This is a genomic window from Eisenbergiella tayi, from assembly GCF_001881565.1.
Classification (GTDB): Bacteria; Bacillota; Clostridia; order Lachnospirales; family Lachnospiraceae; genus Eisenbergiella; species Eisenbergiella tayi.
This window is the reverse complement of sequence record NZ_MPDJ01000006.1, coordinates 338226-365107: the sequence shown is the minus strand read 5'-3', so window position 1 is coordinate 365107 and position 26882 is coordinate 338226. Positions and strand designations below refer to the sequence as shown.

Genomic DNA, 26882 nt, shown 5'->3' with positions numbered 1-26882 from the left:
TTTCTTTCCAATTTTTTTACAAAAAATTCAAATGATAATGTACCTGGCCATCCCTGTCCAGATCCATGATTATATAAGAAGGCTTTCGTCCTTCCTGGCGCGGGAAAGAAAGGCTTCCCGGGTTAATAGCGGTAATATCCTTGTCCACGTCAATGACAGGCTTATGGGTATGCCCATACATCACAATATCGACCCCTCTGGCCCTAGCCTCCTCCTTCAGTATGGAATTTCCCATGGACACATAATAGTTATGACCATGTGTGAGCCATACCCTGTAGTTTCCCACATTAAATTCCCTTTCCCTCGGAAGATCCGTAAAAAAATCATTGTTTCCCGCAACGATTTCCACCGGACAGTCCACACCGGCCATATAAAGCTCCTCGCTCCCCTCGGTATCTCCGCAGTGAATCAGCATGTCAATGGGTTTTATGCGTTCTATCAAAGCAAGGAATCTGTCATCTCTGCGATGGGTATCGCTGATTATCAATACCTTCATCCTCTGTTCCCTCTTTTCTCATGTAAATCCTGAAACTGTCTACAGGATTCCGTCAAGGCGCTCCTTCATCATGCGCAGCGCATTCCCTCTGTGACTAATTCTATTCTTCGTTTCGCTGTCCAGCTCTGCTGTGGAACAGCCATATTCATCCACATAAAATATAGGATCATAGCCAAAACCATTTGAGCCCTTTTCTTCCCAGCCGATATATCCCTCAATGGTGCCTCTGACCACCAGCTCCTGCCGTTCCTCTCCCGGTATTACCGCAGCGATTGCACAGACGAACCTCGCAGTACGTTCTTCTTTGGGGACACCGTCAAGACGGCTTATCAAATTTGCATTCTTTATGCGGTAGGAAGTATCCTCCCCCATGTATCTGGCGGAATAAATCCCCGGCTCCCCGCCCAGATAATCAATCTCCAGGCCGGAATCATCTGCAAGGACTATATCTCCTTCACAGGCGCTTTCTGCCACAGCTCTGGCCTTAATCAGCGCGTTTTCCTCAAAAGTGCTTCCATCCTCCACGATATCCGCATCTATTCCAGCTTCCTTCATGGACAGCACCTGCAGATCCGGATTATCAAGAATCATGCGTATTTCCCGCATCTTCCCTTCGTTGCCTGTAGCAAAAATAACTCTCCTGCTCATTTATCCCGTGCTCCATCTTTCCTGTTTTATCTGTCCTGCTTCTGCCGCTTAGGCGGTTTAGGACCCAAATACTGATAAAAATAGGTCTTCATCATACCATTATATATTTTTCTGTTCTTATCTGCTTTTCTCCCGATGTCACGTTCCGCATTCTCATACGCCGTAATCAGATACATGGACCAGGAATCCAGGCCGGCAAACCGTTCCCCGATCTCCCTGTACAAAGCGGGCAGCGCCTCTTTTTCCTCAAGCCGCTCTCCGTAAGGAGGATTGGTAATAAGAAATCCATATTTTTTAGGATGCCTCAGTTCAGACAAAGGACGCCTCTGGAAATGAATCAGCTTTTCCACTCCCGCAAGACGCGCATTTTCCCGTGAAACAGCAACCATTTTTTCATCAATGTCATATCCCTGAATGTCTGTATCCACATTCAGATCCACCATTTCACCCGCTTCATCCACAGCATCATACCAGTTTCTCCTGCCCACCACTTCCGTCCACGACTCCGCCGTAAAGCTCCGGTTCATGCCCGGAGCCATATTAGCCGCCATCATAGCCGCTTCTATAGGAAAAGTTCCGCTTCCGCAGAAGGGATCCACCAGTATCCGGTCACCTCTCCACGGAGTGAGCATAATCAGGGATGCCGCCAGATTTTCAGCGATAGGAGCCTTTGCCGTCAGCTTACGGTAGCCTCTCTTATGAAGGGATTCCCCTGTGGTATCCAGCCCCACCGTCACCTCATCCTTCATCAGGAACACCCTGACAGGAAAAGACGCGCCGTTTTCCTCAAACCAGCCCACACGATAAATCCCCTTCAGACGCTCAACCATCGCCTTTTTCATAACAGACTGGATATCCGAAGGACTGAACAGCTTACTCTTCACACTGGCCGCCTTGGCAACCCAGAACTTCCCGTCCGCCGGAATAAACTCCTCCCACGCAAGACTCCTCGTCCCCTGGAAAAGCTCTTCAAAAGTTTCCGCATGGAAACTCCCCACTTTAATAAGGATACGCTCCGCGCTCCGCAGGAACACATTCGCCCTGCTCACCGCTTCCTCATCCCCGAAAAAAGTAATCCGCCCGTCTTCCACCTGAATCACATCATAACCCAGGTCAATAATCTCTTTTTTTAATACTGCCTCCAGCCCAAAATGGCACGGAGCAATCAACTCAAATTTTCTCATAAATATATATTACGTTTATTTCTTTTCCCCGTCAATGAAATTTTGATTCTTTCCCCGGACAGTCCGCCATCCCCCTGTCCCACACCTGCCGCCGCCCGTCCTCTCCTCCCGGGGCTTTTCTTCCCTGCCGGGGCGGCAGTGGATGTGTTTTCTGACCCATTGGAAAAAACGGTGATGTTTCTTAATGTTCCGTTCTGCCGGGAGGCTGCCGCCCTTAGCGGCTTGTCTGACGAGCCAGAATCAGCTTACCGTTTTATAAAACCTTACCAGCGAGGAGTTTTGCCGCGTTGGCAGAATCCCGGCAGAACGGAACATTTAGAAACACCCCGTTTTTGAGGCTGGAGCAGAAAACACATCCACTGCCGCTTCGGCAGGGAAGAAAAGCCCCGGGAGGAGAGGACGGGCGGCGGCAGGTGTGAGACAGGGGGATGGCGGACTGTCCGGGAAAAGAATCAAAACTTCACTGACCCACGTAAAAAGCCGGGAAGGGCGGATAAATCCGCTGCTTCCCGGCTCTTTCAGCTATTGTAGATTAGTAATTGTTCTCTTTGCTGCTGTTGCTTCCGTTATGGCAGTCAGAGGAGCTGTTCTTGCTCTGGTTCTGATTCTTCTGGCTGTTGCTGCTGGAATTCTCAGACTTATTCTGCTGGTTCTGCTTTTCGCTGTTCTGGCTGTTCTGATTGTAATCATTCTTAGACATAATATAAAACCTCCTGATTCATTTTTGTTACAGGAGTAGTATTTGAAAAAACAGCTTTTTTATGCACACATTTTTTATTTTTTTTGAAACAGCCTGATAATATATACTACAAGCACTACGGGAATCAGATAAGGCAGGATAGCCCACATCAGTGAACCGACCACGCTTATTACCACCACGAACACCATGATGACGAGAATGGCAATCAGCCAACCTGGCATATGAACCCGTTTGACGGTTCTGCCGTTCCCCTGTGAATAGGCCTCTTCCCTGTATTCATCCCGGTTTTGGGCGCCTGACGCCGCCCTGAACTGTGTTTCGTTCGCCTCACGGGCATAAGCGTCTCCGGCACGCTCCGCCGCATCTATCAGAGTTCTTGCCAGAATTCTGGGATCGCCCAGCTCTGAGAGGAGTGCCGCTTCGGACCTTCCTTTCGCTTCTTCCGAATAAAAGTAGTTTTCATAAAATTTAAGATTATCTTCCACGGATGCAGCCGCCATATTCCCGTTCAGTGCACGCCGCAGAGCTTCCAGGAATTCTGTTTTTGTCATCTGCTTATCTCCTTTTTTTACTTCCTATTCGTATCATACCCCACAGAAGGCCATATTACAAGAAAACGGTTTATGAAAAAATGATTAAAAAAGAGTAAAAAAGACCTGTCCGGTACCCAAAAAACATACCGGACAGATCTCTGTTTTATGATTTTCTATTCCTGTCTTACCCGATTACAGCAGTCACTTTCTGTGTGCTGTCAGAAACGGTAATGGAAACGGTTTTGTCATCGGCTTTAGCACCAACCGTTCCTCCCTCTGCTTTTACATTCCCGCCGATGCCGTGAAGCACCAGGGTAAGGCCCTTCATGTCGGCATCTGCCGTAAAGGATATGGTATCCGCATTTCTGCAGGTGGTCACATTTGCGACGGTACCGCCCTTCTGGTCTACCAGACGGCAGGTACAGGAGGCGCCGTCCGCAAGCTCATACAGATGAAGGGCTGCTCCATCTGCGTAATCGTAATCCGGCCTGTCGTTCACTGCGCCAAGGGCAAGGAGCGTATTTTCCCTGACATAGAGGGGCAGTGAGAAGTAATCAAACTCTCCCTCGTAGTAACGGCCGCCTTCCTTTATTTCTCCGGTGAAGAAATCGGTCCATCTTCCTTCCGGGAGATAATACTGGGCTTTTTTATCCGCTCTGAGCACGGGCGCAACAAGCAGGGCATCGCCCAGCATATACTGGGTTTCCAGATATGCCGCAACCGGATCGGAAGGATATTCGAATACCATGGGACGCATCATAGGGGTTCCTTCTTCATGTGCTTCCACGGCCTTGGAATACAGGTAAGGCATCATGGAGCATTTCAGCCTGGAGAAGAAACGGACTACATCGCTTGCTTCCTCATCGAATAACCACGGCACTCTGTAGCTTCCTGAGCCATGCAGTCTGCTGTGGGAGGAAAGCAGGCCGAAGGCCGCCCATCTCTTATACAGATCCGGGCTTGCCGTGCTTTCGAAGCCGGATATGTCATGGCTCCAGAAGGAGAAGCCTGACATGGCGAAGGAAAGGCCGCCGCGGATGGTTTCCGCCATGGAAGGATAATTTGCGGAGCAGTCGCCGCCCCAGTGAACCGGGAACTGCTGTCCGCCCGCACAGGCGCTTCTGGCAAAGAGAACCGCATCTCCTTCGCCTCTTGTTTCCTTCAGAAGGTTAAATACGCACTGGTTATAAAGGTAGGTATAGTAGTTGTGCATGCTTCCCTGGTCACTTCCGTCAAACCATTCCACATCCACGGGAACTCTCTCGCCGAAGTCGGTCTTGAAGCAGTCAACTCCCATATCCAGCAGAGTCTTCAGCTTGTCGGAATACCATTTGCAGGCTGCGGGATTGGTGAAATCCACCAGGCCCATTCCGGCCTGCCAGTTATCGGTCTGCCATACGCCTCTGCCGTCGGCTCTCTTTACCAGATAGCCGTTCTCCGCGCCTTCTTTAAAGAAAGGGGTTCCCTGGGCAATATAAGGATTGATCCAGACACAGATCTTCAGTCCTTTATCATGGTATCTCTTCAGCATTCCTTCCGTATCCGGGAATACTCTCTTGTCCCATGTAAAATCACACCACTGGAATTCCTTCATCCAGAAGCAGTCAAAATGAAATACGCTCAAGGGGATATCCCTGTCGGCCATTCCCTGGATAAAGGAGCTTGTTGTCTCCTCATCGTAATTCGTGGTAAAGGAGGTGGAAAGCCAGAGTCCGAAGCTCCATGCGGGAGGAAGGGCCGGACGTCCGGTATAAGCCGTATAGGATTTCAGGATTTCCTTGGGGGTGGGTCCGTAAATAAAGCAGTAACGCAGTTCTTCGCCGGGTACGGAGAAGCCAACGTATTCCACTTTTTCACTCGCCACTTCAAAGGAAACGTTGTCGGTATGATCGACGTAGACTCCATAGCCTTTATTTGTCATATAGAAAGGAACGCTCTTATAGGCAACCTGGGAAGCGGTACCGCCGTCTTCATTCCAGGTATCCACAACCTGTCCGTTTTTCACGAAAGAGGTGAATCTTTCACCGAAGCCGTATACGTTTTCTCCTACCTGCAGGGAAAGTTCATTTACCATATAAGGCTTTCCGTTTTCCGTCAGGTAATTCTCCGCCGGGAACATGGTGGAAGGCGTTCTGTCCCAGCGGGCATAACCCAGGTTATGGAAACCGCATCTGGTAAGCTCTTTTCCTTCCGCTTCAAAATAATAGCCCCATTCCTTCAGGCTGACATGCACGGAAACCTTTCCCGCCTTCATAACGGCTTCTTCTTCCCCGATTTCCACACTGACCTCCTGTGTCTGCGGATGCTTGGGGCACACGGGTTCCTTCTTATCATACCCTTCATGATGCCATGATCTCACTGATATCATATTTTCCATGGGGGAGGTGAATTCCAGGGTGATGGTGGGCATATTGAGCGTCGCGCCTCTGGAGCTGATAGTTCCCACGGGAGCCAGCACTCTCATTCCTCCCGGAATCTCCTGCACCTCATAAGCCTGGGATGCATACAAAATATTAGCCTTTTCACTGCGCAGCCAATATCCTTCTGTAAATTTCATCTTGTTTTCCTCTCTTTCTTAAGCTTAAGCTAAACTTATCCTTATTCAATATTCCCTACAGACCCGCCTTCGTAAACCTCTCCCTCCACGACTATGATTTCAGGAACGCTGGTTTTCGGCCTCTCAATCTGTCCGATCAGCTTTTCCGCAGCAAAGCTTCCCAGCTTTACGGTATCCTGCTTTAAAGTGGTGAGCTTTGGTTCCACATGCCGTCCTATCCTCAGGCCGTCATAACCGGCGATAGAAATGTCCTCCGGTATCCGAAGCCCTTTTTCCCTCAGCATATTCATTCCGCCCAGACAGGAAAAGTCATCCGGGTACAGAATGCAGGTGGGCGGACAGGGCAGCTTCAGCAGCTCCTCCGTAGCGGCGGCTGCCGCATCTGTGTCGCGGTACCCGGCCTCAAGCACATATTCATCCGGAATATCCAGTCCCAGCTCTTCGGCTGTCTTATAAAAAGAAGAGAGCCTGCTGCCGGTTACGGATGACGCGTGCCCATGGATATAGGCAATCCGCCTGTGTCCCCTGCTGTAAATAAACTGAAGCAATGACTCCATGCCCTTTACATTATCGGACATTACGGCGATGCGGTTATTGAAAATATGATCGATAGTCACCACCGGTATGTCGCTTGCCACCAGCTGGGCCACCTCCGGATCCTCAAAATCCACACAGGCAATGACCACGCCGTCAAATCCCCGGTATCTGGCATGCTCCAGATAGGTCATCTGCCTGCGCCGTTCCTTGTTCCGGTTGACAAAGGTGATATCATAATCATTCCTTTCCGCCGTTTCTTTAAAGCTTTCCAATACGCCCGCAAAATAGTCATGGGTCAGGCCGCTGTTTGCTTCATCAACAAACAGGACTCCCAGATTGTAGCTTCGGTTGGTCTTCAGGGTCCTGGCTACGGAATTGGGAAAATAACCCATTTCCTTCGCCGTCCGGCGGATTAACTGCCTGGTTTCTTCCCCTATATCGGTATGGTTATTCAGCGCCTTGCTTACGGATGCCACGGAGACTCCGCATGCCTGGGCGATATCCTTCATAGAAACCATCTGCTTCCAACTCCTTCCGCCGTTTATATCTTAATCGTTTTCGCCCTTCTATCATATATCATTTATACATAAAAATTCAATAGAAAGATTCCCTTTTCCTGCACCATAGCCTGTTTTCGTTATTTTCCCATATTATTCACCGTCATTTCTATGCAAAATATCCACAGTCTATAACATCAGTACAGATACCGTATACTGTGCAATGGTTTTTTTGTGATTATTTTTCCTTTTTTCCTCTTGAAAAACACTGAGTTTTTCTATATAATCCAAGTCATAGGCAGTTTTTAAGTTTTTACTTAATCGTTTACGTAAATGAATTGTCACTCGTGTTGCCTGCAGGGGAAAACGCAGGCAGGAAGGCTTCCCCGGAATGCCTTCCCATTAAGAAAACAGCGTCCGCCAGGCGGACAGAAAGGTGTTCGTATGAAATATGGTTTTTTTGATGATCAACGCTGCGAATATGTGATCACCACACCCGAAACGCCCCTTCCCTGGATTAATTATCTGGGCTGCAAGGACTTTTTTACCCTGATCTCCAATACCTGCGGAGGCTATTCCTTCTATAAGGATGCCAAGCTTCTCCGCCTGACCCGCTATCGTTACAACAATGTTCCTTATGATAATAACGGACAGTATTTCTATATTAAGGACGGTTCCAGCATATGGAACCCCGGCTGGCAGCCTTCCCAGACCAGGCTTGATTCTTACGAATGCCGTCATGGCCTCGGTTACAGCAGATTTACCGGCTCTCTGAATCAGGCAAAGGCGGAAGTGCTCACCTTCGTTCCCTTAAACGATACCTGCCAGGTAACCAGCCTGACCCTGACCAATGAAAGCAGTGAAACCAAAAATCTTTCCCTGTTCTCTTACGTGGAATGGTGTCTGTGGAACGCGGATGATGATATGAAGAACTTCCAGCGCAACTTAAGCACCGGCGAGCTGGAAATAGAGGGTTCCACCATTTATCACAAAACAGAATACAGAGAGCGCCGGAACCACTATGCCCTTTATTCCGTAAACACTCCCGTAGACGGTTTTGATACCAGCAGGGATGCGTTCCTGGGCACCTACGGAAGCCCGTCGGCTCCCGTTGTGGTAAAGGAAGGAAAAGCTTCCAATTCCGAAGCACATGGCTGGTCTCCTATTGCTTCCCACCAGATTAATGTTTCCCTGGCTCCCGGTGAAAGCCGTTCTTATATCTTTGTTTTGGGTTATGTGGAAAATGAAGAGGAAGAGAAATGGGAGGCTCCCGGAATCATCAACAAGACCAAAGCCCATCAGCTGCTTTCCCGTTATCAGTCCGATGAAGCTGTGGAAAAAGCTTTCACAGAATTAACGGATTACTGGCAGGAACTGCTTTCCGGCTATCAGGTTTCTTCCGATTGTGAAGAAGTAAACCGTATGGTAAATATCTGGAACCAGTATCAGTGTATGGTTACCTTTAATATGTCCCGCAGCGCTTCCTATTATGAATCCGGTATTGGCAGAGGAATGGGCTTCCGGGATTCCTGCCAGGATCTTCTCGGCTTCGTACATCTGATTCCGGAAAGGGCGAGGGAACGTATCCTGGATATTGCCTCCGCACAGTTTGGCGACGGCAGCACCTACCACCAGTACCAGCCTCTTACCAAAAAAGGAAATGCGGATATCGGCGGCGGCTTCAACGATGATCCTCTGTGGCTGATTGCAGGTACAAGCGCTTATATCAAAGAAACCGGCGATACCTCCATTCTTTCCGAAGTGGTTACCTTTGATGACGGCGGAGAGGGAACCCTGTTTGAGCATCTGACCCGTTCCTTTGAATTTACCGTTACGCACAAAGGCCCTCACGGTCTTCCTCTCATCGGACGTGCGGACTGGAATGACTGTCTGAACTTAAACTGCTTCTCCGCACAGCCCGGCGAATCCTTCCAGACCTTCGGCCCCAGTGAAGGCCCTGTTGCGGAATCCGTTTTCATCGGCGGCATGTTTGTAAAATACGGAGAGGAATATGCACAGCTTGCTGAGCTTCAGGGACTTACGGATATTGCGGAATCTGCCCGCAGGGAGGTTTCCGCCATGTATGACACTCTTCTGGATGCAGGCTGGGACGGCGACTGGTTCCTGCGCGCTTATGACGCTTACAGCCAGAAGGTTGGCTCCTCCGAATGCGAGGAAGGCCAGATCTTCATCGAGCCCCAGGGCTTCTGCGTACTGGCAGGAGTCGGCATCAAGGAAGGAAAGGCACAGCGTGCCCTGGACAGCGTAAAAGAACGGCTTGACACCAAATACGGCATCATGCTCCTTCAGCCGGCTTATACCCGTTATCACCTGGAGCTTGGGGAAATCACCTCCTACCCGCCGGGATACAAGGAAAATGCAGGTATTTTCTGCCATAATAATCCCTGGATTTCCATCGCGGAGGCGGTTATCGGCAGAGGGGAAAGAGCCTTTGAAGTATACAGGAAAACCTGTCCTGCCTTCCTGCAGGATATCAGCGAAATCCACAGAACCGAGCCTTACTGCTATTCCCAGATGATCGCCGGCAGGGATGCCGCCACGCACGGGGAAGCAAAAAACAGCTGGCTCACAGGAACCGCTGCCTGGACCTTCGTGAATATTTCCCAGTATATTCTGGGTATCCAGCCGAGCCTCACAGGGCTGTGCATTGACCCCTGTGTTCCCGGGGACTTCGGTGATTTCACCATCACCAGACGGTTCCGCGGAGCGGTTTACCACATTGAGGTAAAGAACCCCAATCATTTGGAAAAGGGTGTTTCCTCTCTTCTGGTAGACGGGGAAAAGGTAGACGGAAATGTGGTTCCTTTTGTGGAAGGGAAGAAAGAATATCATGTAACCGCGGTTATGAGTTAATTTCTTCGGCATGCAGTTACCGAATCATTCATTGTAAAAACAGAACCGGCATATCCGAAAAGGTATGCCGGTTCCATTTTTATATCTTTACTTTTGTATCTTAACTCTTATTTCTCTATTATTATACATCCGCCATTAATGCTGTACATCCTGGGAAAACAGCGCCATCAGGTCAAAAGGAGGAAGGATCTCTTCCAGATATGCCAGAAGCTCATCATCATAGCTGCTGCGCACCTCGCATACCCTGTCATACACCATGGTAGGTTCCTGTTCCGGCGTAACCGGCTGCCATTCGTCCGATCCTTCCGGATTGGGATTTCCATGACGTGCGAACTGCATAGCCGCTCCGAAGATTTTTTCTTCCAGTTCATCGGAAACACCCGGAATATTGCAGATTTCCACCTTATCCGTGTTGTGGAAAATAAACGGGATATCGGAACAATGCCAGGCTACCTTGCCATTCTGATACGGGAAATCCAGGGAAAACAGGTAGAGATAGGCCGGCGCCTTTCCTCCTTTGGCATGAAGCTGCGCAAGAGCCTTGGAGGGCTGGCGGAATATACGATCCAGCGCAAGTACGTCAACCGGCTTTTTATCCGGATATGCTTTCAGGAAAAGCTCTTTCACCTTATCTGCATGTTCGCCGTATGCTCCGGCAAGTATGGCTCTGGATTCCTCCTCCGTCAGTTTTTCCTTATTATATGGAGTGGGCATGAAGGAGAATTCCCCGAATACGGATCCCACCATAAGCGGAATGGTTTCTGCATGGTCACGGAAGCCTGTGATCAGCGGTTCTCCCAGATAATAATCATTGACCATCGGCATGCCGCCTATGTATATTCCCTGTGCCGCCAATGCAGGGGATACGGTATTATAGGCTTTTGCAAGCTCATAATAAGGCACGGTTTCCAGTTTTTCCACTTCCCCTTCCGGTATTCCCAGTTCCTTCAGAAGAGCTGGAACAATTTTCGTGCCGTCTCCCGGTATTATGGGCATCAGCTTGCCGTCCGACACACCGCTCATGACAATGGCTTTATGGAACAGGCCGTCCGCTTCCGGTATCTGCATCAATCCCGTAACCTTCATTCCTCCGCCGGACTGTCCGAACAGCGTCACATTCTCCGGATCCCCGCCGAATTCTTCTATATTGTCATGAATCCACCGCAGAGCAGCCACAAGGTCAGCCAGCCCTGCGTTGCCGGAATTCCTGTATTTTTCCCCGTAAGGAGAGAGATCCAGAAAACCGAGGATATTCAGCCTGTGGTTTACAGACACAACAACGACATCTCCCTGTACTGCCATATTAGAACCGTCATAGGCCGCCTGTTCAATGGAGGAACCCGCCGCATAACCGCCTCCGTGCAGCCATACCATAACCGGTTTTTTAGCGGTTTTATCCAGAGCCGTCGTCCACACATTCAGATTCTGGCAGTTTTCATCCTGAGGCCAGTAACGGTGAGGGACCAGCAGCTCTCCCGTAGGGGTGTCCTGGGTCAGAAGGGGACATACAAACCCGTAAGACGCTGTTTCCTTCACCCCTTCCCATGGCTCCACTTCCCGGGGCATCTGGAACCTGCCTGCCTGTGCATAGGGGATCCCTTTGAAGATATGCACACCGTCAAATTCATACCCCTTTACTTTTCCCGCTTTTGTGGAAACTGCGGGCACTTCATCATAATTGAATACCTTTGCCATTCCTGTTTTTCTCCTTATTCTTTCAAATTTTGCAATATAAAGCTTCCTGTTTCCTGCAGTGCATCCCACTATTTCTTCTGTTCACGCTGATTCAGTTCTTCCATAACCTTAGGATATATCTTATCCAGCTTATAGCAGGCATACAGTATCGGAATAATAATTACAAAGGGTATCGGAACAATCAGATACAGAACCTTTATCGCTTCCAGAGCGGCGGGGGCCTGGACTGCTGCAAGTCCGTCATAGCCGGCCGCTCCTATAACTGCCAGCGCTACTGCACCGCCCACTCCGGCTCCGACTTTGGCGCCGAACGTAGTGCTGGAATAAAGCATGCCTTCCACTCTGGTCCCTGTTTTCCAGTGCCCGTATTCAATGGTATCCGCTATCATGGCGAACATGGTTCCCGAAAGGGTTGCGGAGCCAATACCTTTTATTACCGCACAGAACATGAGCCAGGCGGCGGAAGCGGGATTTAAGAGCATGAGCAGCTGTCCCGCAATACTGACAAAGCTGCCGTACAGAGCCACATTCCTTTTGCCGAATTTACGGTTCAGCGGAGCTGTCAGAGGCATGATGATAAGCACGGGTACAATTCCCAAAGCGCCAAGGAAACCGGCAATATTTTCATTTCCCAGAATATACTTGGCATAATAGGTTCCGACACTGCCGCTCATGGACATGCCCAGCACCATGCTCACCCATATACCCACAAGCAGAAGCCAGTAGTTATTTTTGATGATCAGCTTAAAGGAGGTAAGGAAACCAAGCTCGTTATTTTTTTCTGCCTGTACCCTGACTCTTTCCTTCGTTTTGGCAAAACAGAGCAGGAACAGCGCCGCCGCCACTACCCCGTACAGAATGGATACGATAATCCAGCTTCTCTGCTTGGTGCTTCCTCCCATGGCATTCACCAGCGGAAGCGTACATGCATTGATGATCAAAGAGCCGGCCTGCGCCATAAACATACGGAAGATATTAATAATCATTCTCTGATCCTGATCCCTGCTCATGAGAGAGGTAAGAGCCCCATAAGGGATATTAATCATCGTATAAAGGAAGGTTGTTACCAGGTTGTAGGTGATTGCTATATAAATATACTTTCCTGTAACCCCGATATTGGGAACCAGGAAAACCAGTATGGTGGCAATCCCTATCGGTATGGACAGCCATAACAGCCATGCCCTTGCCTTTCCGTGTTTGGAATGGGTCTTATCCATGATATATCCCATGATGATATCGGTAAATCCGTCCGCGAGTCTGGAAAACATCATAATTGCACCGACGATGGCCGCATTCAGGCCCAGTGCATCCGTATAAAAAAAGGTTACAAAGGTTCCGGTTAAAACCAGAACGAAATTACTGGCAAGATCGCCTCCTCCATAAGCAATTTTTTCAAATGTGCTTATTTTTTCCACAAAATTTTTCTGTCCGTTTACCGCTGCTTTTTCCGACATAGTGTTCCCCCTGTTTCATTATATAATATGTACACGATTATTGCCAACACATTCCATTTCAGAGGCAATAACCTACTGCTCTTTTATTATACGGAACATATGTTATTCAAAATACACAGTCTTTTTCCAATCTATGGATTTTTCTTGACCACTTTGCCCATTACTTTTCCCCTTCATTATCCAATGACAAGAATTTGGTACAAAAAAGACAAGAACCTGATATCCTTACCCAGTTACCAGATTCCTGTCCTTTTATATAGATATGGTAATAAGACAAACCTCATGGGGCATTAGGCTGGCCTTGATTTTCAGGAGCCCTTCGGCTTCCGCCTCCTCCCTTCTGTAAACAGGGCTGGAAAGCCGCATCAATGTTTTTTCCTCTTCCTTAGTCATCGGTTCCGGCGCGCCCATGTCAATCCAGGCATCGTAAGCGCTGCCGCCCTTTCTGCCGATTCCGTATCTTCTGACCTCGTGCCTTCCCGGACGGACTCCCTCTAATTGAATATGGAAGGAACGGGGCGCTTTCTCCTGGAATACCTTATACCTCCGGGTCTTTGTCAGATTCGTGGTGTTACGGTACCGGTAAAGCATATCATAATGGCAGTAATTATGAAGGAAAATCTGAATCTCATCTTCCGATGCCGTAATGAAATAGCCGCTTCCCTTCGCTATCAGCTTATCCCCTGCCCGGCTCAGCAGCTGCATGGCGCGATAGGCGCTCTTAGCTATCCCATTCTGTGTAAACAGGCCGAAGCCTCCATGAAAAGCCTCTGCCGCCGGTGCGATTTCGTCCAGCTGATCGCTGATACTGAAATATCCAAGACCGTAATAGCTGTCATGGTTTTCCATGATGCTTTTAAAAAGATATGCAGACTTATAGCAGGTATCGTTGCACAAATCCCTCTGCCAGATATTATTGCTCCACTCATCCATCAAAACAGGCAGGCCGCAGAATCCTTCTCCTTCTGCTTCCAGAAAATCCTTTACCTTCCGCCGCAGATGCATCAGACAATCTTCATCCCCGTCTACCGCCATATAAAAGGATTCATTGTTCTCCACCAGCTTTAAACCGCTCTTCTCTTCCTCCGGATCAATAGCCGCATAGGATCTTACCGTAAATATATCAGGTATACAGTCTCTCTCCCTGCACAAATCGCAAAACCATTTTGCTGCCTCCAGAGACAGAAGTGTGGTTCCCGGACCGCAGATGACAAACTCTCTGCAGGCCTTTTTAATTTCCTGATAGGTTACCGAATAAATCTCTCCGAAATCTTCTTTGACAAAAAGCCCGAAAAGATGCATGTCCATGGAAATCCATGGGACAAACAGCCATTTCTTCAATTCCTCCATACCATAGCGTCCGATCAGATGCTCCATAAGGCTCTCAATAAGCAGTCGCCACTGCTCCAATTCCGCTGGAGGCGAGATAAATGACGGCCTTTTAAAGAACTGTACCTTTTTTTGCGCCATAGCCGACGGCATATGCCCCAGCTCCAGCATGGGTTTCGCTCCCGCAGACAAAATGAAGTCCAGGACCTGATCCAAATAAACATAATTAAAGGAACTGTTTCCATTAACGTCCCGGCTGTACAGCATCATATCATCATCCACAACACCCTTGCACCGGATGTACCGAAAGCCTATCGATTTCTGGATATCCAGGATTTGATTCTGCATGGATGCATTTAGAAGATCCCTTGCATAACCGGCATTAATCATGGTCTTCCAGGTATGCCGCAGCTGTCGCTTAACGATTCCCGTGTTGACAGATATTTCACAGACTCCCGTGACCACAGGCTCTGCTGCTTCTTCGGCCTTATCCGCATATTTCATCAGGGAAACGAATGCCATGGAAAAGCCTTCTGCGGTCTTCATTTCCTCCGCATTGTCCGTAACCGGCCTTTTCCCCAGATTCCGCCTGTATTGTCCGGGAGTGATTCCCCGATACTGCTTGAATGCATCTATCAGGGCGCTGGCGCTGGAAAAACCGCTTTCATACGCGATTTCCGTAACCGTCCCCTCTCCCTGTAAAAGCAGGGCGGCGTGAAAAAGCCTTACCTGTGTCAGATATCCGGTAAATGAAACTCCCATATATTTTTGAAAGCTTCTTGAAATGTATGACGTGCTCAGGTATGTCTGAGAGGCCAAATCCGCCAGCGTTATGCCTTCCCGGTAATTCCTGTGAATGTATTCCACTGCGGCCCGCAGCCTTTCCCTCCCGGATTCCCTCCCTGTATTTTCACCGTTTTCGCTGAAATACCGGTATAAGTCATCCGCCAGTGCCATGACCCGGCTCCGCAGGTGAATGGATAGCTCCGATTCTTTTTTATACCATGCCCGGAAGGCCAGAGCCAGATCCTTCCTGATAATGTCAAACAGCTGCTGCTTCTCTTCCTCATGCAGAAATGATTTGCAGTTCACATTCCGGTCTTCTGTTTCCGGACTGGCCGCTGCCAGAAAGGAGGGAGACAGGGAAAGAGAAATTGCCAGCCCGTTTTCTTCCAGTACAACACTGTGCATCTGAAAGCTGTTGATAACAAAAATATCCTCCCGGGAAATGGCATAGGTCCTGTCGCCTTCCTCCGTATGCAGCCAGCCGTTCCCTCTGAGTACAAATATCACCTTAAGCTCCTGCGACCAGGCTGCCGCGGTATCTTTATGCCTGATTACATCGAATTCAAATTCCCCATTTATATTCCGGCCCATATTCGTTAACCCCTTTTTATTTCATTCCGCCGTTCCTTATTCGTCGTAATCTTCCATATACAGATACCCTACCTCGCAGCCCGTATATTCAATATAAGAATTCCCTGCTGCCTTTCCGGCCTTGTCTATTACCTTCTTCAGCTGTTCTTCATCCATTCCGCCCTTTCCGAAGACGCTGTCAATTTCTTCCTTCACAGTCCGGGAAACGGCTGCAAGGAAAGCGTCACGGGCTTTTACGGTAAGCTTGTCGGCATCCAGGATGTGATAAGTAAAGGTGTAATATCCTTCCGCCATCTGCACCACCATCTTATCTCCGAATACATCCTCTTCTCTTGTGCTGCTGATCTCTGCCTCATATTCAGGATCCACCTGTTTTCTTGCGTACAGCTCCCTTTGCCGGGCATAGTATTCCTCCTGGGAGGCCCGGACCGTTGTAAGCAGAAACTCTGCATTTTCGTCCGTATCCTCCATATTTTCTATCACATTATCATAGGCATCATAAAAATCCTCCTTATCCTCATCATAGCCGGAAAATACGGCATTGATTCTGCGGTTGAATTCTGCTATGGACATATCTTCATATCCCGGGAATTTGAGTTCCTTCAGGACCAAATCATACTGCTTGGTCCAATCCGCTTCTTTTTCTTCCTTTTCCTCATGCCAGTCCTCCGTATCCTCTTCGTCATACACATCGTTCCAGTAATAGGACAGTTCCCTGCCGCCTTCCCATACCACCTGATCATCCAGGTTTTTCAGAAGACGGACCAGTTCCGCATCAGCCGCTTTCTCCATGGCATCTTCATCCTGAAGGGCTTCCTGGGACTGTTTCTTCAAAAAAGCCTGCATATCCTCATCCACGCTTTTCAGAATGCCGTCCCGCTGCGCCACCGTTACCGTCTGCTCATCAGGGATGGTGTAATCAAAGGAATAGTCCGCATAGCTGCCTGTCAGAAACTCCTTGTCCCCAAATACATCTCCATAGGTCTCCAGAAAAGCTTCCCCGCTGTGCCAGGGATTTTTCTGTCTCTGGCAGATCCCGTAATGCTTCCGCTCACATTCATCCCATGTATTGGAAAGTGTGCCATATACGAAGTCCGCCATAGGATCCGTCTCTTTCAAGGAGTAGAAAATACGCTGGAACACTTCCTCCGTCTTATGAAAAGCGTCTTCATCTTCCCAATCCATCACCATACGGTTGAATTCATCCACACTCATATTTTCATAGCCTGCGGCCTGATAGGAACGAACCTGTTCATAATCTTCTTCCGTATATTTATCGGAACCTCTCCACCATCCGTAGCGTGATCTGCCGGAGTTAAAGGAAACACAATTATTTTCCGGGCTTCCTCCGTCTTCCTGTATGGCCGCTTCCTCTGTTTGAGAAACCGTCTGTGCGGTTGTTTCCGCGGCTGAACCATCAGATATCACTGTCTCCGGAGCCGCCTCACCACCCGGTGTTTTTGCACCGCATGCCGTCAGTAAGGCCGCCAGCAGGATAAACCCAGGAAGCATTGCCTTGGAGGAAAAGAATTTTTCCTTTTTTTCTTTTTTCCTCATGCTCAGTAATCCTCCCTTTCATAAACTTCAAAATTATAGACTTCACATCCTGTAAAGCTGATTTTGTCATTGGAAAGCTTTTCTCCCGCAGCCTGCAGCATTTCCTTCATATCCTCCTGCGCGGCGGACTTTACTTCATCTGCCTCCAGCAGATCACGGGCCGTCTGCATGACTTTCTGAAGAAAGGCATCCCTTTCTCCTACGGTGAGGTTATCCTGATCCAGGATACGGTAAGTAAACTCATAATCCAGCCAGATTTGTCCGGCTTCCACACTGTCCCCGAACACATCCTCTGTCGTTATTTTTTCTGCGGATGCCGAAAAGCTGGGATCCTTTCTCTTACCGGAATATACCTCCTGTACACGGCTCTGGTATTCTTCCATGGAAGCCGGTATGGTATTGCGCAGATAACCTGCATTCGGATCCGTTTCCTGAATATTAGAAACCACAGTATCATACAGTTCATAAATGCTGCCGCCGCCGTATTCATCGTCTTCCATTATCCGGTTTATGGTCCGGTTGAATTCTGCAATGGACATCCCTTCATAGGCCTCCGGCTTAACCATACTCATCAGCTGATCATACTGTTCCTGCGTATAATCTTCGGAATAGCCTTCTTCTTTCCAGGAATCCCATACATTCCACACATAATCCATATCTGCAGGCAGTTCCTTCGAATTGTCTTCTCCGTCATCCCGGTCTGCCGTTTCACCCGCATTTTTTACCGGAAGATTTTCCAGAAGATTCTTTCTGGCAGCCTCTGACTGCTTCTCTATTGCCGAAGTGGCAAATATCACCACAACAGCGGCTACAATTACCAGGGCGCCTATTATTCCGGCAGCCGTCCGTTTTTTCGCTTTCATAATAGCATCTATCCGTTCCTTCAGGGCATTCTTGCTGAAGCTGGAGGACAGAGGGGTCAGATAAGTGCGCTTTTCTTCCATTTCCAGAAGGGCCAGTGCATATGAGGGGCATGACTGCATTCCGTACTGACGTATCACTGATTCGTCACAGGCAAGCTCCAGATCCCGGTTTGACAGGATGTACATAACCCATACGAGAGGATTGAACCAATGGATACACAGCATCGCGGCGAGCAGCCATTTGGTGAGCGCATCAAAACGGCGGATATGGGACATCTCATGGGCCAGAATAAAACCCGCCGTCTCTTCCTCCTTCCAGTCCATGTCTGCGGGAAGAAGGATAACCGGCCAGAGGATCCCATAGGTCAGAGGAGATTCAATTCTGTCGGAATACCGCACCTGCACCGGACGGCGCAGCCTGTGTTCCTCGATCCAGGATTTGGCGAAGGGCTGTTCCACAGGCAGAGAAGCGGCGTAAACCCGGCGTCCCCTCAGATGAAGGATGAGGAATATAAGAGCGAGCAAAACAGCTCCCCCTATCCAGAGCAGCAGCCACGGAGACAGCGAAGGAACGGAAGCCTCGCGGGCGGCATTCCCCGTCAGAAGCAGTCCGGTGCGCTGCCAGTTACGTACAGGCATGGGAAAATCTCCCCGGCGTCTCATTGCGGAATATACGCTTATGGGCGAAGGAATGCGCATCGGCAGAATCAGACAGAAGAACGCAGCTCCCCAAAGCGCCAGAAAAGCTGTCTTAGGCAGACGGTTCACCGCCAGCGCCCTCACAATAATGATTACCCCTATCATAACCGCACCGCTTAAACTCATTTCAAGCAATGTTTGCATAATAACCTCGATTTCTGCAGCTATAACGCCGCTCATTTCCAATTTTTGATCCGTTCCTTCATCCGTGTGATCTCTTCCTGTGAAAGACGCTTGCTTCCCAGCAGGGATGCCACCAGCAAATCTGCCGATCCGTCAAAATTGCGCTGTATCAGGTCTTCGGTTTCCTGCTCCTGCACGCTTTCCCTGCTTATCAGGGGATGGCAGATAAAGCCGGGATCCTTCCTTTCCACCGCTTCTTTTTCCACACATTTGCGGATGATTGTGTAGGTGGTGGTCTTGCTCCAGCCTATTTTTTTATTCAGGCGTTCTGCGATTTCCTTTGCGCTGAGATCGCCTTCGTCCCACAGGCATTCCATGACCCGGCGTTCCGAGTCGAATAATTTTCCGGTCATATTTGTTTCCTCCGTTTTACTCCAGTAGAATATAAGTTCATTCTACTGCAATAAAATGGGGTTGTCAATAGAATTAATTTAATTGGCCGCGTAACAGTTCCGTCCCCTCTTCTTACCTGGCCCGCAGCACCGGCCCTGTTTCCCTCCCGGCCAGCCTTGCTGAGCGGGAGGGAAACAGGGCCGGTGCTGCGGGCGGGTAAGAAGAGGGGACGGAACTGTTACTGGGGTGTGAAATTATTTATGGTCAATTCAAATAGGTGCATGTATTATGAAGGGCTTTGAGTAGAAGGCGCATTTATTTGTCTTGCTGGGTCGAAGAGAAACAAATGTCGATATATGCATTTTTATATATAATTTAATGTTGAATTTTACATTTTTATTGACCAATAAAAGAGGTTAGTGATATTATACTTAATATAAATTGCTGATTGATGACAGTAGGGAGACAGCTTAATGGAATTCCTGTTGATGATGCATCATTATATATAGGTCAGTGATATGTGAGGTGAATATATGAAACGTAAAATAACAGAAACGCTTTATGAATGGAAAAAAGAGAAAAAAGGACGAATGCCTTTACTTATTTATGGTGCAAGACAGGTTGGAAAAACCTTTGAGATGAGGGAATTTGGAGCTGTTTCTTATAAGAATACTGTATATGTCAATTTTGAAACTGATGAAAGAATTGGAAAATACTTTGATACCGATATTCATCCGGATTATATAGTATCCATTCTTGAAAAATATTATGAGACGATGATTATTCCTGGTGATACTCTGATAATTTTTGACGAAATACAGTCATGTGAAAGAGCGCTGACTTGTTTAAAATACTTTCAGGAGGAGGCGCCAGAGTATCATGTAATCGCAGCAGGAAGTCTTCTGGGTGTAGCGATAAACCGGGATAAGTATTCATTTCCGGTTGGAAAAGTTCAGATGGCAACGATGTATCCCATGGATTTGGAAGAGGTTTTATGGGCTAAAGGAAAGCAGCTTTTAGCAGATACTATTCGTGAACATTTTGAAAATAATGAGCCGATGAATGAACTGCTGCATGAGGAAGCGATGCAGGAATTTTATCATTACTGTATCGTTGGTGGAATGCCCGCGGCTGTGAAAGCTGATATTACGTCAAACAGTCCAATCAATCAGAGTGAAATAAGGCAGATGCTTTTAAACTCTTATATTGCGGATATGACAAAGTATGCAGATAAATCGGATACAATCCGCATTTTCGAGGCATATGATTCGTTACCTGCGCAGCTGGCAAAAGATACGAAAAAATTTCAATATAAATTGATTAAATCAGGGGCAAGGGCTTCACAATATGGGGATGCAATTGACTGGCTGATACGCTCCGGCATTGTTCATAAATGTGTGAAAAGCAGCCAGGGCTTTTATCCGATTGCAGCATATCAGGATCTCACAGCCTTCAAATTGTATTACAGTGATATGGGAATTATGTCTGCAAGGATAGGAATGTCACTGGAAGCTATGACTAGTAAGGAAAGCGAACATTTTCGCGGTATCCTTACGGAAAATTATGTTTCAATTGCATTGAAATCAAAAGGGTATGATCTGCATTATTGGGAGTCGGACAGCATTGCTGAGGTGGATTTCCTGATCCAAAGGGATAATCATGTGATACCGGTAGAATGTAAGGCCGGAGAACATGTAAAAGCAAAAAGTCTGATGGTGTATATGAAAAAATATGATCCTGCTTATGCAATACGGATTTCTGCCCGTAATTTTGGATTTGTTAAGGGTATCAAATCAGTTCCATTGTATAGTGTGTTTTGTATTTGACTTAATGGCGGCAAAGCAGCCAGGTCCATATGGCTGGCGTAATCGGTTGACGGCCAATCTTGCTATCTGTTGTTTTTAAGGCCGCCGTTTATAATACGCAGCAATCTGTCCGGATTTTCGGAGGAAACGTTTTCCGCAAGTCTGGCCCCTGCAATGACAGACGCCCAGGCAAGGACTTTATCCTGATTTGTTTCAGTGGCTTCACAGTACAGGTTGATATAAAGTTTGGCCAATTCTGTGGAGATCTGTGAATACAGCAGATAAGAACGGCAGACATCGGCTGAGATATCTCCGCTACTGGCGTCAACCCAATCGATAATGTAAGGTTCTTTGCCATGCATGATTATATTATGTACGTGGAAATCTCCATGGCATAGCCTTTCTTCATATTTCATCATATACAGTTTTTCCAGTAAGGACTCTTTTGAGGCCGCATCCGGCAGCGGGGCGGAGGATATCTGAGATGCCAGCTTATCTTTCATGAGAGGGTATCCGTCTCCTTTCACGGTATGGATTTTAATCTGTGTTTTCACCGCTATGCGCATATATCCCGCGGCATGGGAAATATCCTTCAACATCATATTTCCAAGGGTATCTCCGGTAATATATTCCATTACAACAGCCTGTCTGTTTTCAATTTTGATGACATCCAGAATTTCTGGCACGGGTAGTCCTGCTTTCCATGCCAGTCTTTGTTTATCCGCTTCCTTTATGGCTTCCGTTTCCGGGAGATAATCTTTAAGTACCTTGATAATTTTTTTGTCACAAAGGTAAATATCAGCCGTGTTGCCTTTGGCAATGGGATTCCCTAAGTCCATATAATTTTATACCATCCATTTCTATATTTCGGAAATACGCGTACCAATCTCTTTTTTCCATAAACTCCTCATAAGGGATACTAACAAAATTAACTATTGCAAAATATTTCATGGCTAATTTTGCAGCAGCAGACGCAAGTCCATCTTCATATTTTTTAGCTTCCATTCTATCACAATTAATAAGCAATGCTATATCAATATCTGAATCATCTGTAAAATCTCCTCTGGCACACGATCCATATAAAATTACCTGCACCAGATTCACTCCCATAATATCTTTCACCAAATCTATAGCCTCAACTTTTACTCTGTCGACTATTTCATCAGTTAACAATAATTCCTGCATCTTCCACACCTCCAGTCCATGTCATCTTTATATTATTATACTCGATATATCATCTGCCAACAAGGCTCGTCCGCTTAATTTTACTTGTCTGTGTTATTGATTAATTGTATAATATTTTTGCAGCCATAAACCCCGTTAGGAGGATTAAGACATGAGTGAGACGAAATTTTGCCAAAGCTGCGGTATGCCTTTAGATTCCAAAGATGTATGCGGCACAAACCAGGATGGCAGCATCAATGAAGAATATTGTATTTACTGTTACAAGGATGGGGCTTTTGTTGACGATTGTACGATGGATGAGATGATCGAAGGCAGTGTAAGGCACATGAAGGAATCCGGTATGCTGAAGGAACAGAACAAAACGGAGGAAGAAGCCCGGGAATTTATGTACAGCTTCTTTCCTGAATTAAAGAGATGGAAATAGGAATAAAAAACATCCCGCAAGGCAGTTTCTGCTTCGCGGGATGTTTTTTATTTAATTACCGTCTTCCATCGGGCTGTATGCAATCTTCACATTAATGTCCTGATTGTAATTGCCAAAGGATTTCCCGAAAATCGTCAGTCCGCCCACATGCTCGGAATCCTCGTCCACGGCAAAGCGGAGCCGCAGCGTGCTCTTATAGTCCAGATGAAGTTGGCGGATATCCATATCGGAAATCTTCAGGCCGTCGATAAATGCGCCTTTGGAGTTCACTACCAGGAGCTTCAGCATTCCGTATTGATTCCATTTGGGTGGCCACCAGTCCGGTGTAAAAATACCCTTCACGTCGCCGAAATCACCGGGTGATGTCCATTTTCCCAGAAGTACTCCGTTCAGATAAAAACTGATGTCGGAGGGCCAGACGTCATTCACTCCCGGGGCTTCGCTTCCCAACTCCAGGGATATGGATATCTGGTCTATTTTGCTTCCGGAGGGGATGAAATTGGGGATGATATATTCCACATATCCTCTGGTAAACCAGAGGATATCAGCATTGTATCTGTCGGGATGCGCGAAATATCTGGTGTCGTCCACTGCCCCGATCAACGCGGTGGAGGTTGCCATCCCGCATGTCGGGCAGACTTCATATGCGGAATAATGTCCCACCTTCAAATCCGTGTCATACATATTTTTTTCTGTCTCCCGGTTATTTACATCAATCAGTATTTTGTCCAGAGCCACTTCGCATTTTTTCTGGTTGCCATGTCCTGCGGATTCGCTGGTGACGGTGATGATGCCGCAGTCTTCCAGCTTTTTAATGTGGCTGGTCAGCGCGCCGTTGGTTATCTTAAGTCTTGCTGCCAGCTCATTCATATTCATGTCCTGGTTTTCCAGGAGGATTTTAATGATTTCAATTCGGATTTCGGAGCCCAGCGCCTTGAATACCTCAAGCCCCTCTTCCAATGATTTTATATACAGCATGCTTATCTCCCGGATTTCTTTCTCTGCTGCTGCCGCAAGTGCTCCTTTTTGGAAACTGCCGTATCTTCTTTCAGATTTACCATTTATCATAAGGACAGCCATTCACCCGGATTACGGCCCGCAGCTCCACAAAGCAGCCGCAGGCCCTGCACATGCCTTCCTGCAGCATATCACATTGTTTGCAGACGGCGAGCCTGTCTTCATATAGCTCACCGTCCGCCTTGATATCTTCATCCAGGCCGGCAATGTAATCATGCAGGTTCTGAAAATAGGCATCCTTGTCCATCTCTCTGAGGAGACATTTCAGGCAATGCTTTTTTCCTTCTGCTTCCATAATTTCCCCGCCCGTCTTTCTCAATTACTGCACGCGAAACAGTACCACGCTGGAAGCAGGGATGCGGAATTTCAGGCCCTTTTCGGTGAGTTCATATGCGGTAAATTCCACTTCCTTCACACACTCCGGATTTTCGAAGGTGTTATAGGCATCCATCTTCTGCGTGAGGATGCTGGCTGTCACTTTGGACGGTGCCAGTTCCGCAAAGCTTACCTCCACTTCACTGTCCTCTGTCACAGACAGGTTATTCAGTGTCAGGTTTACGGTTCCGTCTGCAGAAACGGATACGGATTCATGCAGGGACGGTACCTGGAATTCCTCCACGCCGATTTCCTTCAGGCCTTCCACATAGCTTTCCACAAGATCGGCATCCTGATGGTATTTGTACATATGGAATACGTGATAAGTCGGTGTTTTGATCATTTTAGGGCCTTCCGTGAGGATAACGGACTGAAGCACATTCACCATCTGTGCGATACAGGCCATCTTTACTCTGTCGCAGTGCTTATTGAAAATATTCAGGGTGATTCCGGCAACCAGAGCGTCACGCATGGTATTCTGCTGATACAAAAATCCCGGATTGGTGCCCGGCTCCACATCAAACCAGTCTCCCCATTCATCCACGATCAGGCCGATTTTCTTTTCCGGATCATACTGATCCATGATCGCCCCATGTCTGTTTACCAGTTCTTCCATATACAGGGCTTTTCCCATGGTTTTGAACCAGGTCTTTTCATCAAACCGGGTAGCGCTTCCTTTCTCATCCCATCCGTCCGGATGTACATAGTAATGCAGGGAAAGGCCGTTCATCAGGCGGGAGGGAGTGGGGGCGCAGGTTTCAAGCACCTTGTTTGTCCAGTCATAATCAGCCACGTTGGGGCCGCCGCATACCTTATAGATCGGGGCATCCTGATGGTATTGGCGTACATAGGTCTGGTATCTGCGGTAAAGGTTGGCATAATATTCCGGTGTCATATTGCCGCCGCAGCCCCAGTTTTCATTTCCCACACCGAAGAAATCGATTTTCCAGGGTTTCTCATGGCCGTTCTGCTTTCTCAGATCCGCCATGGGGGAAACGCCTTCAAAGGTGATGTATTCCACCCATTCGGACATTTCCTGTACCGTGCCGCTTCCCACATTTCCGTTTACATAGGTTTTGCAGCCCAGCTGTTCACAGAGTTCAAAGAATTCGTGGGTTCCGAAGCTGTTGTCTTCCACAACGCCGCCCCAATGGGTGTTGATCATTTTTTTCCTGTTTTCCTTGGGGCCGATGCCGTCTTTCCAGTGATATTCATCCGCAAAGCAGCCGCCCGGCCAGCGCAGCACGGGAATCTGCATTTCCTTCAGCGCCTCCACCACATCTGTCCTCATGCCGTTTACGTTGGGGATGTCGGAATTTTCGCCCACATAAAGCCCTTCATAGATGCAGCGTCCCAGATGCTCGCTGAAATGTCCGTAAATTTCCGGATTAATGTGTCCCGTTTTCTTCTTTTCATTGATAAAAATTTTGGCCATTTTTTTGGTCCTCCCTTTATCTGTTTTTATTATCCTTAAGACAGCGGCTTTGCCGTCTGCTTCCCTTATCTACCTGTAGGAAAAAACAGGTTTTCCATCTTCGCTCCACCGTACCTTCATCAGCATCGTGTGCCGGTTTGGATTGTACAGTGGATCTCCTTCAATGACAGCTTCTTTTCTGGCATGATATACACAGATATCGTTTCCTTCCTCATCCGTGGTAAAAGAGTTGTGGCCGGGGCCGTAAATCTCCAGGCTTTCCTCGGAAGCGAGCACCGGCCTGCGTTCCTTGGTCCAGGATGCGGGATCCAGAAGATCCGCTTCTTCCGATGCACTCAGCATTCCCATGCAGTAGCAGGCCCCGGTGGCGCTGGCGGAATAGGTGAGAAAAATCCGGCCGTTCCTTTTGATTACAGCAGGGCCTTCATTCACCCAGAAATCCACTCTCTCCCAGTCATAATCCGGTGTGGTGAGCAGTACCTGCACCGTTTCCAGGCGGTTGGGGGAAGCCATGCGGGCAATATACAGATTGGAAATCATTTTCCCTACCCCCACTTTTTCCGCCCACACATAATAACGGCTTCCTTTGTTCTCAAATACGGTGGCGTCCAGGGAAAAGGCGCGGAAGGAAAATTCATCCTCTTCGGCACACTGCATCATTCCCATCTCCGTCCACTTCCCGGTTATGGGATCCTCATCCGCACATTCCAGCACAAAGGGCCTGATCGCCCAGATATCCTCCGCTTCTCCTGCGGCAAAATAAAGATACCATTTACCATCCAGGTAATGCAGCTCCGGCGCCCAGATGTGCTCGGACATAATCCCGCTTTTGTGCTTTGTCCACACGGTATTTTCCACGGCTCCCGCCAGGCCGGCAAGACTGTCCGCCCTGCGCAGGATGATTCTGTCATAAGCAGGGACGGATGCGGTGAAATAATAGCAGCCGTCCGTATGACGGTATATGTAAGGATCCGCCCTCTGCATAATCCATGGTTCGTTCCATTTCAGCTGTTCTTTCATTTCTCTGCTCTCCTGTTTTTTATTTTCTTTTAAAAACAACGGCTTCCGATTGGCTTAAATGTTTAGATATTTTTAAAATAATTGACCTTATGCTAAATTATATAA

At 47.9% G+C, this 26882-nt stretch carries 22 protein-coding genes; 3 read left to right on the top strand and 19 right to left on the bottom strand.

All coding sequences use genetic code 11. The annotated features are described in order from the left end of the window. Window positions 1-16 precede the first annotated feature (16 nt). The 7 genes from BLA28_RS23570 to BLA28_RS23540 all read right to left on the bottom strand — a co-directional run bounded on the left by BLA28_RS23570 (window position 17) and on the right by BLA28_RS23540 (window position 7173). Window positions 17-496, bottom strand: coding sequence for a metallophosphoesterase family protein (locus tag BLA28_RS23570; protein WP_009254101.1), 480 nt, complete (start codon window positions 494-496; stop codon window positions 17-19). A 39-nt stretch (window positions 497-535) separates the two neighbouring features. Continuing rightward, a complete protein-coding gene (locus BLA28_RS23565; protein ID WP_009254102.1) occupies window positions 536-1144 on the bottom strand; it encodes an XTP/dITP diphosphatase in 609 nt (202 codons plus the stop codon). Between the two features lie 26 nt (window positions 1145-1170). Next, on the bottom strand, window positions 1171-2328 hold the full coding sequence (locus tag BLA28_RS23560) for a THUMP domain-containing class I SAM-dependent RNA methyltransferase (protein ID WP_069155382.1): 1158 nt from the start codon (window positions 2326-2328) through the stop codon (window positions 1171-1173). A gap of 532 nt (window positions 2329-2860) precedes the next feature. Next, a complete protein-coding gene (locus BLA28_RS33870) occupies window positions 2861-3028 on the bottom strand; it encodes a hypothetical protein (protein ID WP_009254104.1) in 168 nt (55 codons plus the stop codon). 74 nt (window positions 3029-3102) lie between these two features. Further along, window positions 3103-3579 (bottom strand): DUF1700 domain-containing protein, encoded by a 477-nt coding sequence (locus BLA28_RS23550; protein ID WP_069155380.1) that lies wholly within the window; start codon window positions 3577-3579, stop codon window positions 3103-3105. A 166-nt stretch (window positions 3580-3745) separates the two neighbouring features. Then, window positions 3746-6118 carry an alpha-xylosidase gene (gene yicI, locus BLA28_RS23545; protein ID WP_069155379.1) on the bottom strand — a complete coding sequence of 791 codons (2373 nt, stop codon included), beginning with the start codon at window positions 6116-6118 and terminating at the stop codon, window positions 3746-3748. Window positions 6119-6159: 41 nt separating this feature from the next. Then, window positions 6160-7173 (bottom strand): LacI family DNA-binding transcriptional regulator, encoded by a 1014-nt coding sequence (locus tag BLA28_RS23540; RefSeq protein ID WP_069155378.1) that lies wholly within the window; start codon window positions 7171-7173, stop codon window positions 6160-6162. Window positions 7174-7596: 423 nt separating this feature from the next. On the opposite strand from BLA28_RS23540, the gene BLA28_RS23535 reads away from it, so the two are divergent. After that, window positions 7597-10026, top strand: coding sequence for a GH36-type glycosyl hydrolase domain-containing protein (locus BLA28_RS23535; RefSeq protein WP_069155377.1), 2430 nt, complete (start codon window positions 7597-7599; stop codon window positions 10024-10026). Window positions 10027-10161: 135 nt separating this feature from the next. Here the strand turns inward: BLA28_RS23535 and BLA28_RS23530 are convergent, their stop codons facing one another. The 6 genes from BLA28_RS23530 to BLA28_RS23505 all read right to left on the bottom strand — a co-directional run bounded on the left by BLA28_RS23530 (window position 10162) and on the right by BLA28_RS23505 (window position 19536). Further along, window positions 10162-11721, bottom strand: a complete 1560-nt coding sequence (locus tag BLA28_RS23530; RefSeq protein ID WP_069156517.1) for a carboxylesterase/lipase family protein — start codon at window positions 11719-11721, stop codon at window positions 10162-10164. A gap of 68 nt (window positions 11722-11789) precedes the next feature. Next, a complete protein-coding gene (locus tag BLA28_RS23525; RefSeq protein WP_069155130.1) occupies window positions 11790-13175 on the bottom strand; it encodes an MFS transporter in 1386 nt (461 codons plus the stop codon). Between the two features lie 252 nt (window positions 13176-13427). After that, window positions 13428-15881, bottom strand: coding sequence for a GH39 family glycosyl hydrolase (locus tag BLA28_RS23520; RefSeq protein ID WP_069155376.1), 2454 nt, complete (start codon window positions 15879-15881; stop codon window positions 13428-13430). Window positions 15882-15917: 36 nt separating this feature from the next. Further along, window positions 15918-17438: a hypothetical protein gene (locus tag BLA28_RS23515; protein WP_069155375.1), complete on the bottom strand. Its 1521-nt coding sequence runs from the start codon at window positions 17436-17438 to the stop codon at window positions 15918-15920. 2 nt (window positions 17439-17440) lie between these two features. Further along, window positions 17441-19144 (bottom strand): M56 family metallopeptidase, encoded by a 1704-nt coding sequence (locus BLA28_RS23510; protein WP_165870779.1) that lies wholly within the window; start codon window positions 19142-19144, stop codon window positions 17441-17443. Window positions 19145-19176: 32 nt separating this feature from the next. After that, the gene (locus BLA28_RS23505; protein WP_069155373.1) at window positions 19177-19536 is read right to left on the bottom strand and encodes a BlaI/MecI/CopY family transcriptional regulator; all 360 of its coding nucleotides are present in this window, start codon (window positions 19534-19536) and stop codon (window positions 19177-19179) included. 513 nt (window positions 19537-20049) lie between these two features. On the opposite strand from BLA28_RS23505, the gene BLA28_RS23500 reads away from it, so the two are divergent. Then, window positions 20050-21342, top strand: coding sequence for an ATP-binding protein (locus BLA28_RS23500; RefSeq protein ID WP_069155372.1), 1293 nt, complete (start codon window positions 20050-20052; stop codon window positions 21340-21342). A gap of 62 nt (window positions 21343-21404) precedes the next feature. Here the strand turns inward: BLA28_RS23500 and BLA28_RS23495 are convergent, their stop codons facing one another. After that, on the bottom strand, window positions 21405-22160 hold the full coding sequence (locus BLA28_RS23495) for a phosphotransferase family protein (RefSeq protein WP_069155371.1): 756 nt from the start codon (window positions 22158-22160) through the stop codon (window positions 21405-21407). Beyond that, entirely contained in the window at window positions 22120-22506 is a 387-nt protein-coding gene (locus BLA28_RS23490; protein WP_069155370.1) for a nucleotidyltransferase domain-containing protein, read from the bottom strand. The genes BLA28_RS23495 and BLA28_RS23490 overlap by 41 nt, the downstream gene beginning before the upstream one ends. Before the next feature lie 151 nt (window positions 22507-22657). Between BLA28_RS23490 and BLA28_RS23485 the strand changes: the two genes are divergently transcribed. Next, window positions 22658-22930 (top strand): zinc ribbon domain-containing protein, encoded by a 273-nt coding sequence (locus BLA28_RS23485; protein ID WP_009254115.1) that lies wholly within the window; start codon window positions 22658-22660, stop codon window positions 22928-22930. 51 nt (window positions 22931-22981) lie between these two features. Here the strand turns inward: BLA28_RS23485 and BLA28_RS23480 are convergent, their stop codons facing one another. The 4 genes from BLA28_RS23480 to BLA28_RS23465 form a co-directional block, all read right to left on the bottom strand. Further along, entirely contained in the window at window positions 22982-23908 is a 927-nt protein-coding gene (locus BLA28_RS23480) for an ArsR/SmtB family transcription factor (RefSeq protein WP_069156516.1), read from the bottom strand. Window positions 23909-23984: 76 nt separating this feature from the next. After that, window positions 23985-24242 carry a DUF6171 family protein gene (locus BLA28_RS23475; RefSeq protein WP_009254117.1) on the bottom strand — a complete coding sequence of 86 codons (258 nt, stop codon included), beginning with the start codon at window positions 24240-24242 and terminating at the stop codon, window positions 23985-23987. A 24-nt stretch (window positions 24243-24266) separates the two neighbouring features. Then, window positions 24267-25757, bottom strand: a complete 1491-nt coding sequence (locus tag BLA28_RS23470) for an alpha-N-arabinofuranosidase (protein WP_171905634.1) — start codon at window positions 25755-25757, stop codon at window positions 24267-24269. A gap of 69 nt (window positions 25758-25826) precedes the next feature. Further along, window positions 25827-26777, bottom strand: a complete 951-nt coding sequence (locus BLA28_RS23465; protein ID WP_069156515.1) for a glycoside hydrolase family 43 protein — start codon at window positions 26775-26777, stop codon at window positions 25827-25829. Window positions 26778-26882: the final 105 nt, after the last annotated feature.

Bases quoted from the DNA above. Each gene is read 5' to 3' on its own strand.
- BLA28_RS23490 (WP_069155370.1), bottom strand. From the start codon at position 22,506: ATGCAGGAATTATTGTTAACTGATGAAATAGTCGACAGAGTAAAAGTT.
- BLA28_RS23540 (WP_069155378.1), bottom strand. From the start codon at position 7,173: ATGGTTTCTATGAAGGATATCGCCCAGGCATGCGGAGTCTCCGTGGCA.
- BLA28_RS23505 (WP_069155373.1), bottom strand. From the start codon at position 19,536: ATGACCGGAAAATTATTCGACTCGGAACGCCGGGTCATGGAATGCCTG.
- yicI (WP_069155379.1), bottom strand. From the start codon at position 6,118: ATGAAATTTACAGAAGGATATTGGCTGCGCAGTGAAAAGGCTAATATT.
- BLA28_RS23475 (WP_009254117.1), bottom strand. From the start codon at position 24,242: ATGGAAGCAGAAGGAAAAAAGCATTGCCTGAAATGTCTCCTCAGAGAG.
- BLA28_RS23510 (WP_165870779.1), bottom strand. From the start codon at position 19,144: ATGCAAACATTGCTTGAAATGAGTTTAAGCGGTGCGGTTATGATAGGG.
- BLA28_RS23485 (WP_009254115.1), top strand. From the start codon at position 22,658: ATGAGTGAGACGAAATTTTGCCAAAGCTGCGGTATGCCTTTAGATTCC.
- BLA28_RS23565 (WP_009254102.1), bottom strand. From the start codon at position 1,144: ATGAGCAGGAGAGTTATTTTTGCTACAGGCAACGAAGGGAAGATGCGG.
- BLA28_RS23550 (WP_069155380.1), bottom strand. From the start codon at position 3,579: ATGACAAAAACAGAATTCCTGGAAGCTCTGCGGCGTGCACTGAACGGG.
- BLA28_RS33870 (WP_009254104.1), bottom strand. From the start codon at position 3,028: ATGTCTAAGAATGATTACAATCAGAACAGCCAGAACAGCGAAAAGCAG.
- BLA28_RS23495 (WP_069155371.1), bottom strand. From the start codon at position 22,160: ATGGACTTAGGGAATCCCATTGCCAAAGGCAACACGGCTGATATTTAC.
- BLA28_RS23480 (WP_069156516.1), bottom strand. From the start codon at position 23,908: ATGCTGTATATAAAATCATTGGAAGAGGGGCTTGAGGTATTCAAGGCG.
- BLA28_RS23515 (WP_069155375.1), bottom strand. From the start codon at position 17,438: ATGAGGAAAAAAGAAAAAAAGGAAAAATTCTTTTCCTCCAAGGCAATG.
- BLA28_RS23525 (WP_069155130.1), bottom strand. From the start codon at position 13,175: ATGTCGGAAAAAGCAGCGGTAAACGGACAGAAAAATTTTGTGGAAAAA.
- BLA28_RS23465 (WP_069156515.1), bottom strand. From the start codon at position 26,777: ATGAAAGAACAGCTGAAATGGAACGAACCATGGATTATGCAGAGGGCG.
- BLA28_RS23470 (WP_171905634.1), bottom strand. From the start codon at position 25,757: ATGGCCAAAATTTTTATCAATGAAAAGAAGAAAACGGGACACATTAAT.
- BLA28_RS23535 (WP_069155377.1), top strand. From the start codon at position 7,597: ATGAAATATGGTTTTTTTGATGATCAACGCTGCGAATATGTGATCACC.
- BLA28_RS23570 (WP_009254101.1), bottom strand. From the start codon at position 496: ATGAAGGTATTGATAATCAGCGATACCCATCGCAGAGATGACAGATTC.
- BLA28_RS23520 (WP_069155376.1), bottom strand. From the start codon at position 15,881: ATGGGCCGGAATATAAATGGGGAATTTGAATTCGATGTAATCAGGCAT.
- BLA28_RS23530 (WP_069156517.1), bottom strand. From the start codon at position 11,721: ATGGCAAAGGTATTCAATTATGATGAAGTGCCCGCAGTTTCCACAAAA.
- BLA28_RS23560 (WP_069155382.1), bottom strand. From the start codon at position 2,328: ATGAGAAAATTTGAGTTGATTGCTCCGTGCCATTTTGGGCTGGAGGCA.
- BLA28_RS23500 (WP_069155372.1), top strand. From the start codon at position 20,050: ATGAAACGTAAAATAACAGAAACGCTTTATGAATGGAAAAAAGAGAAA.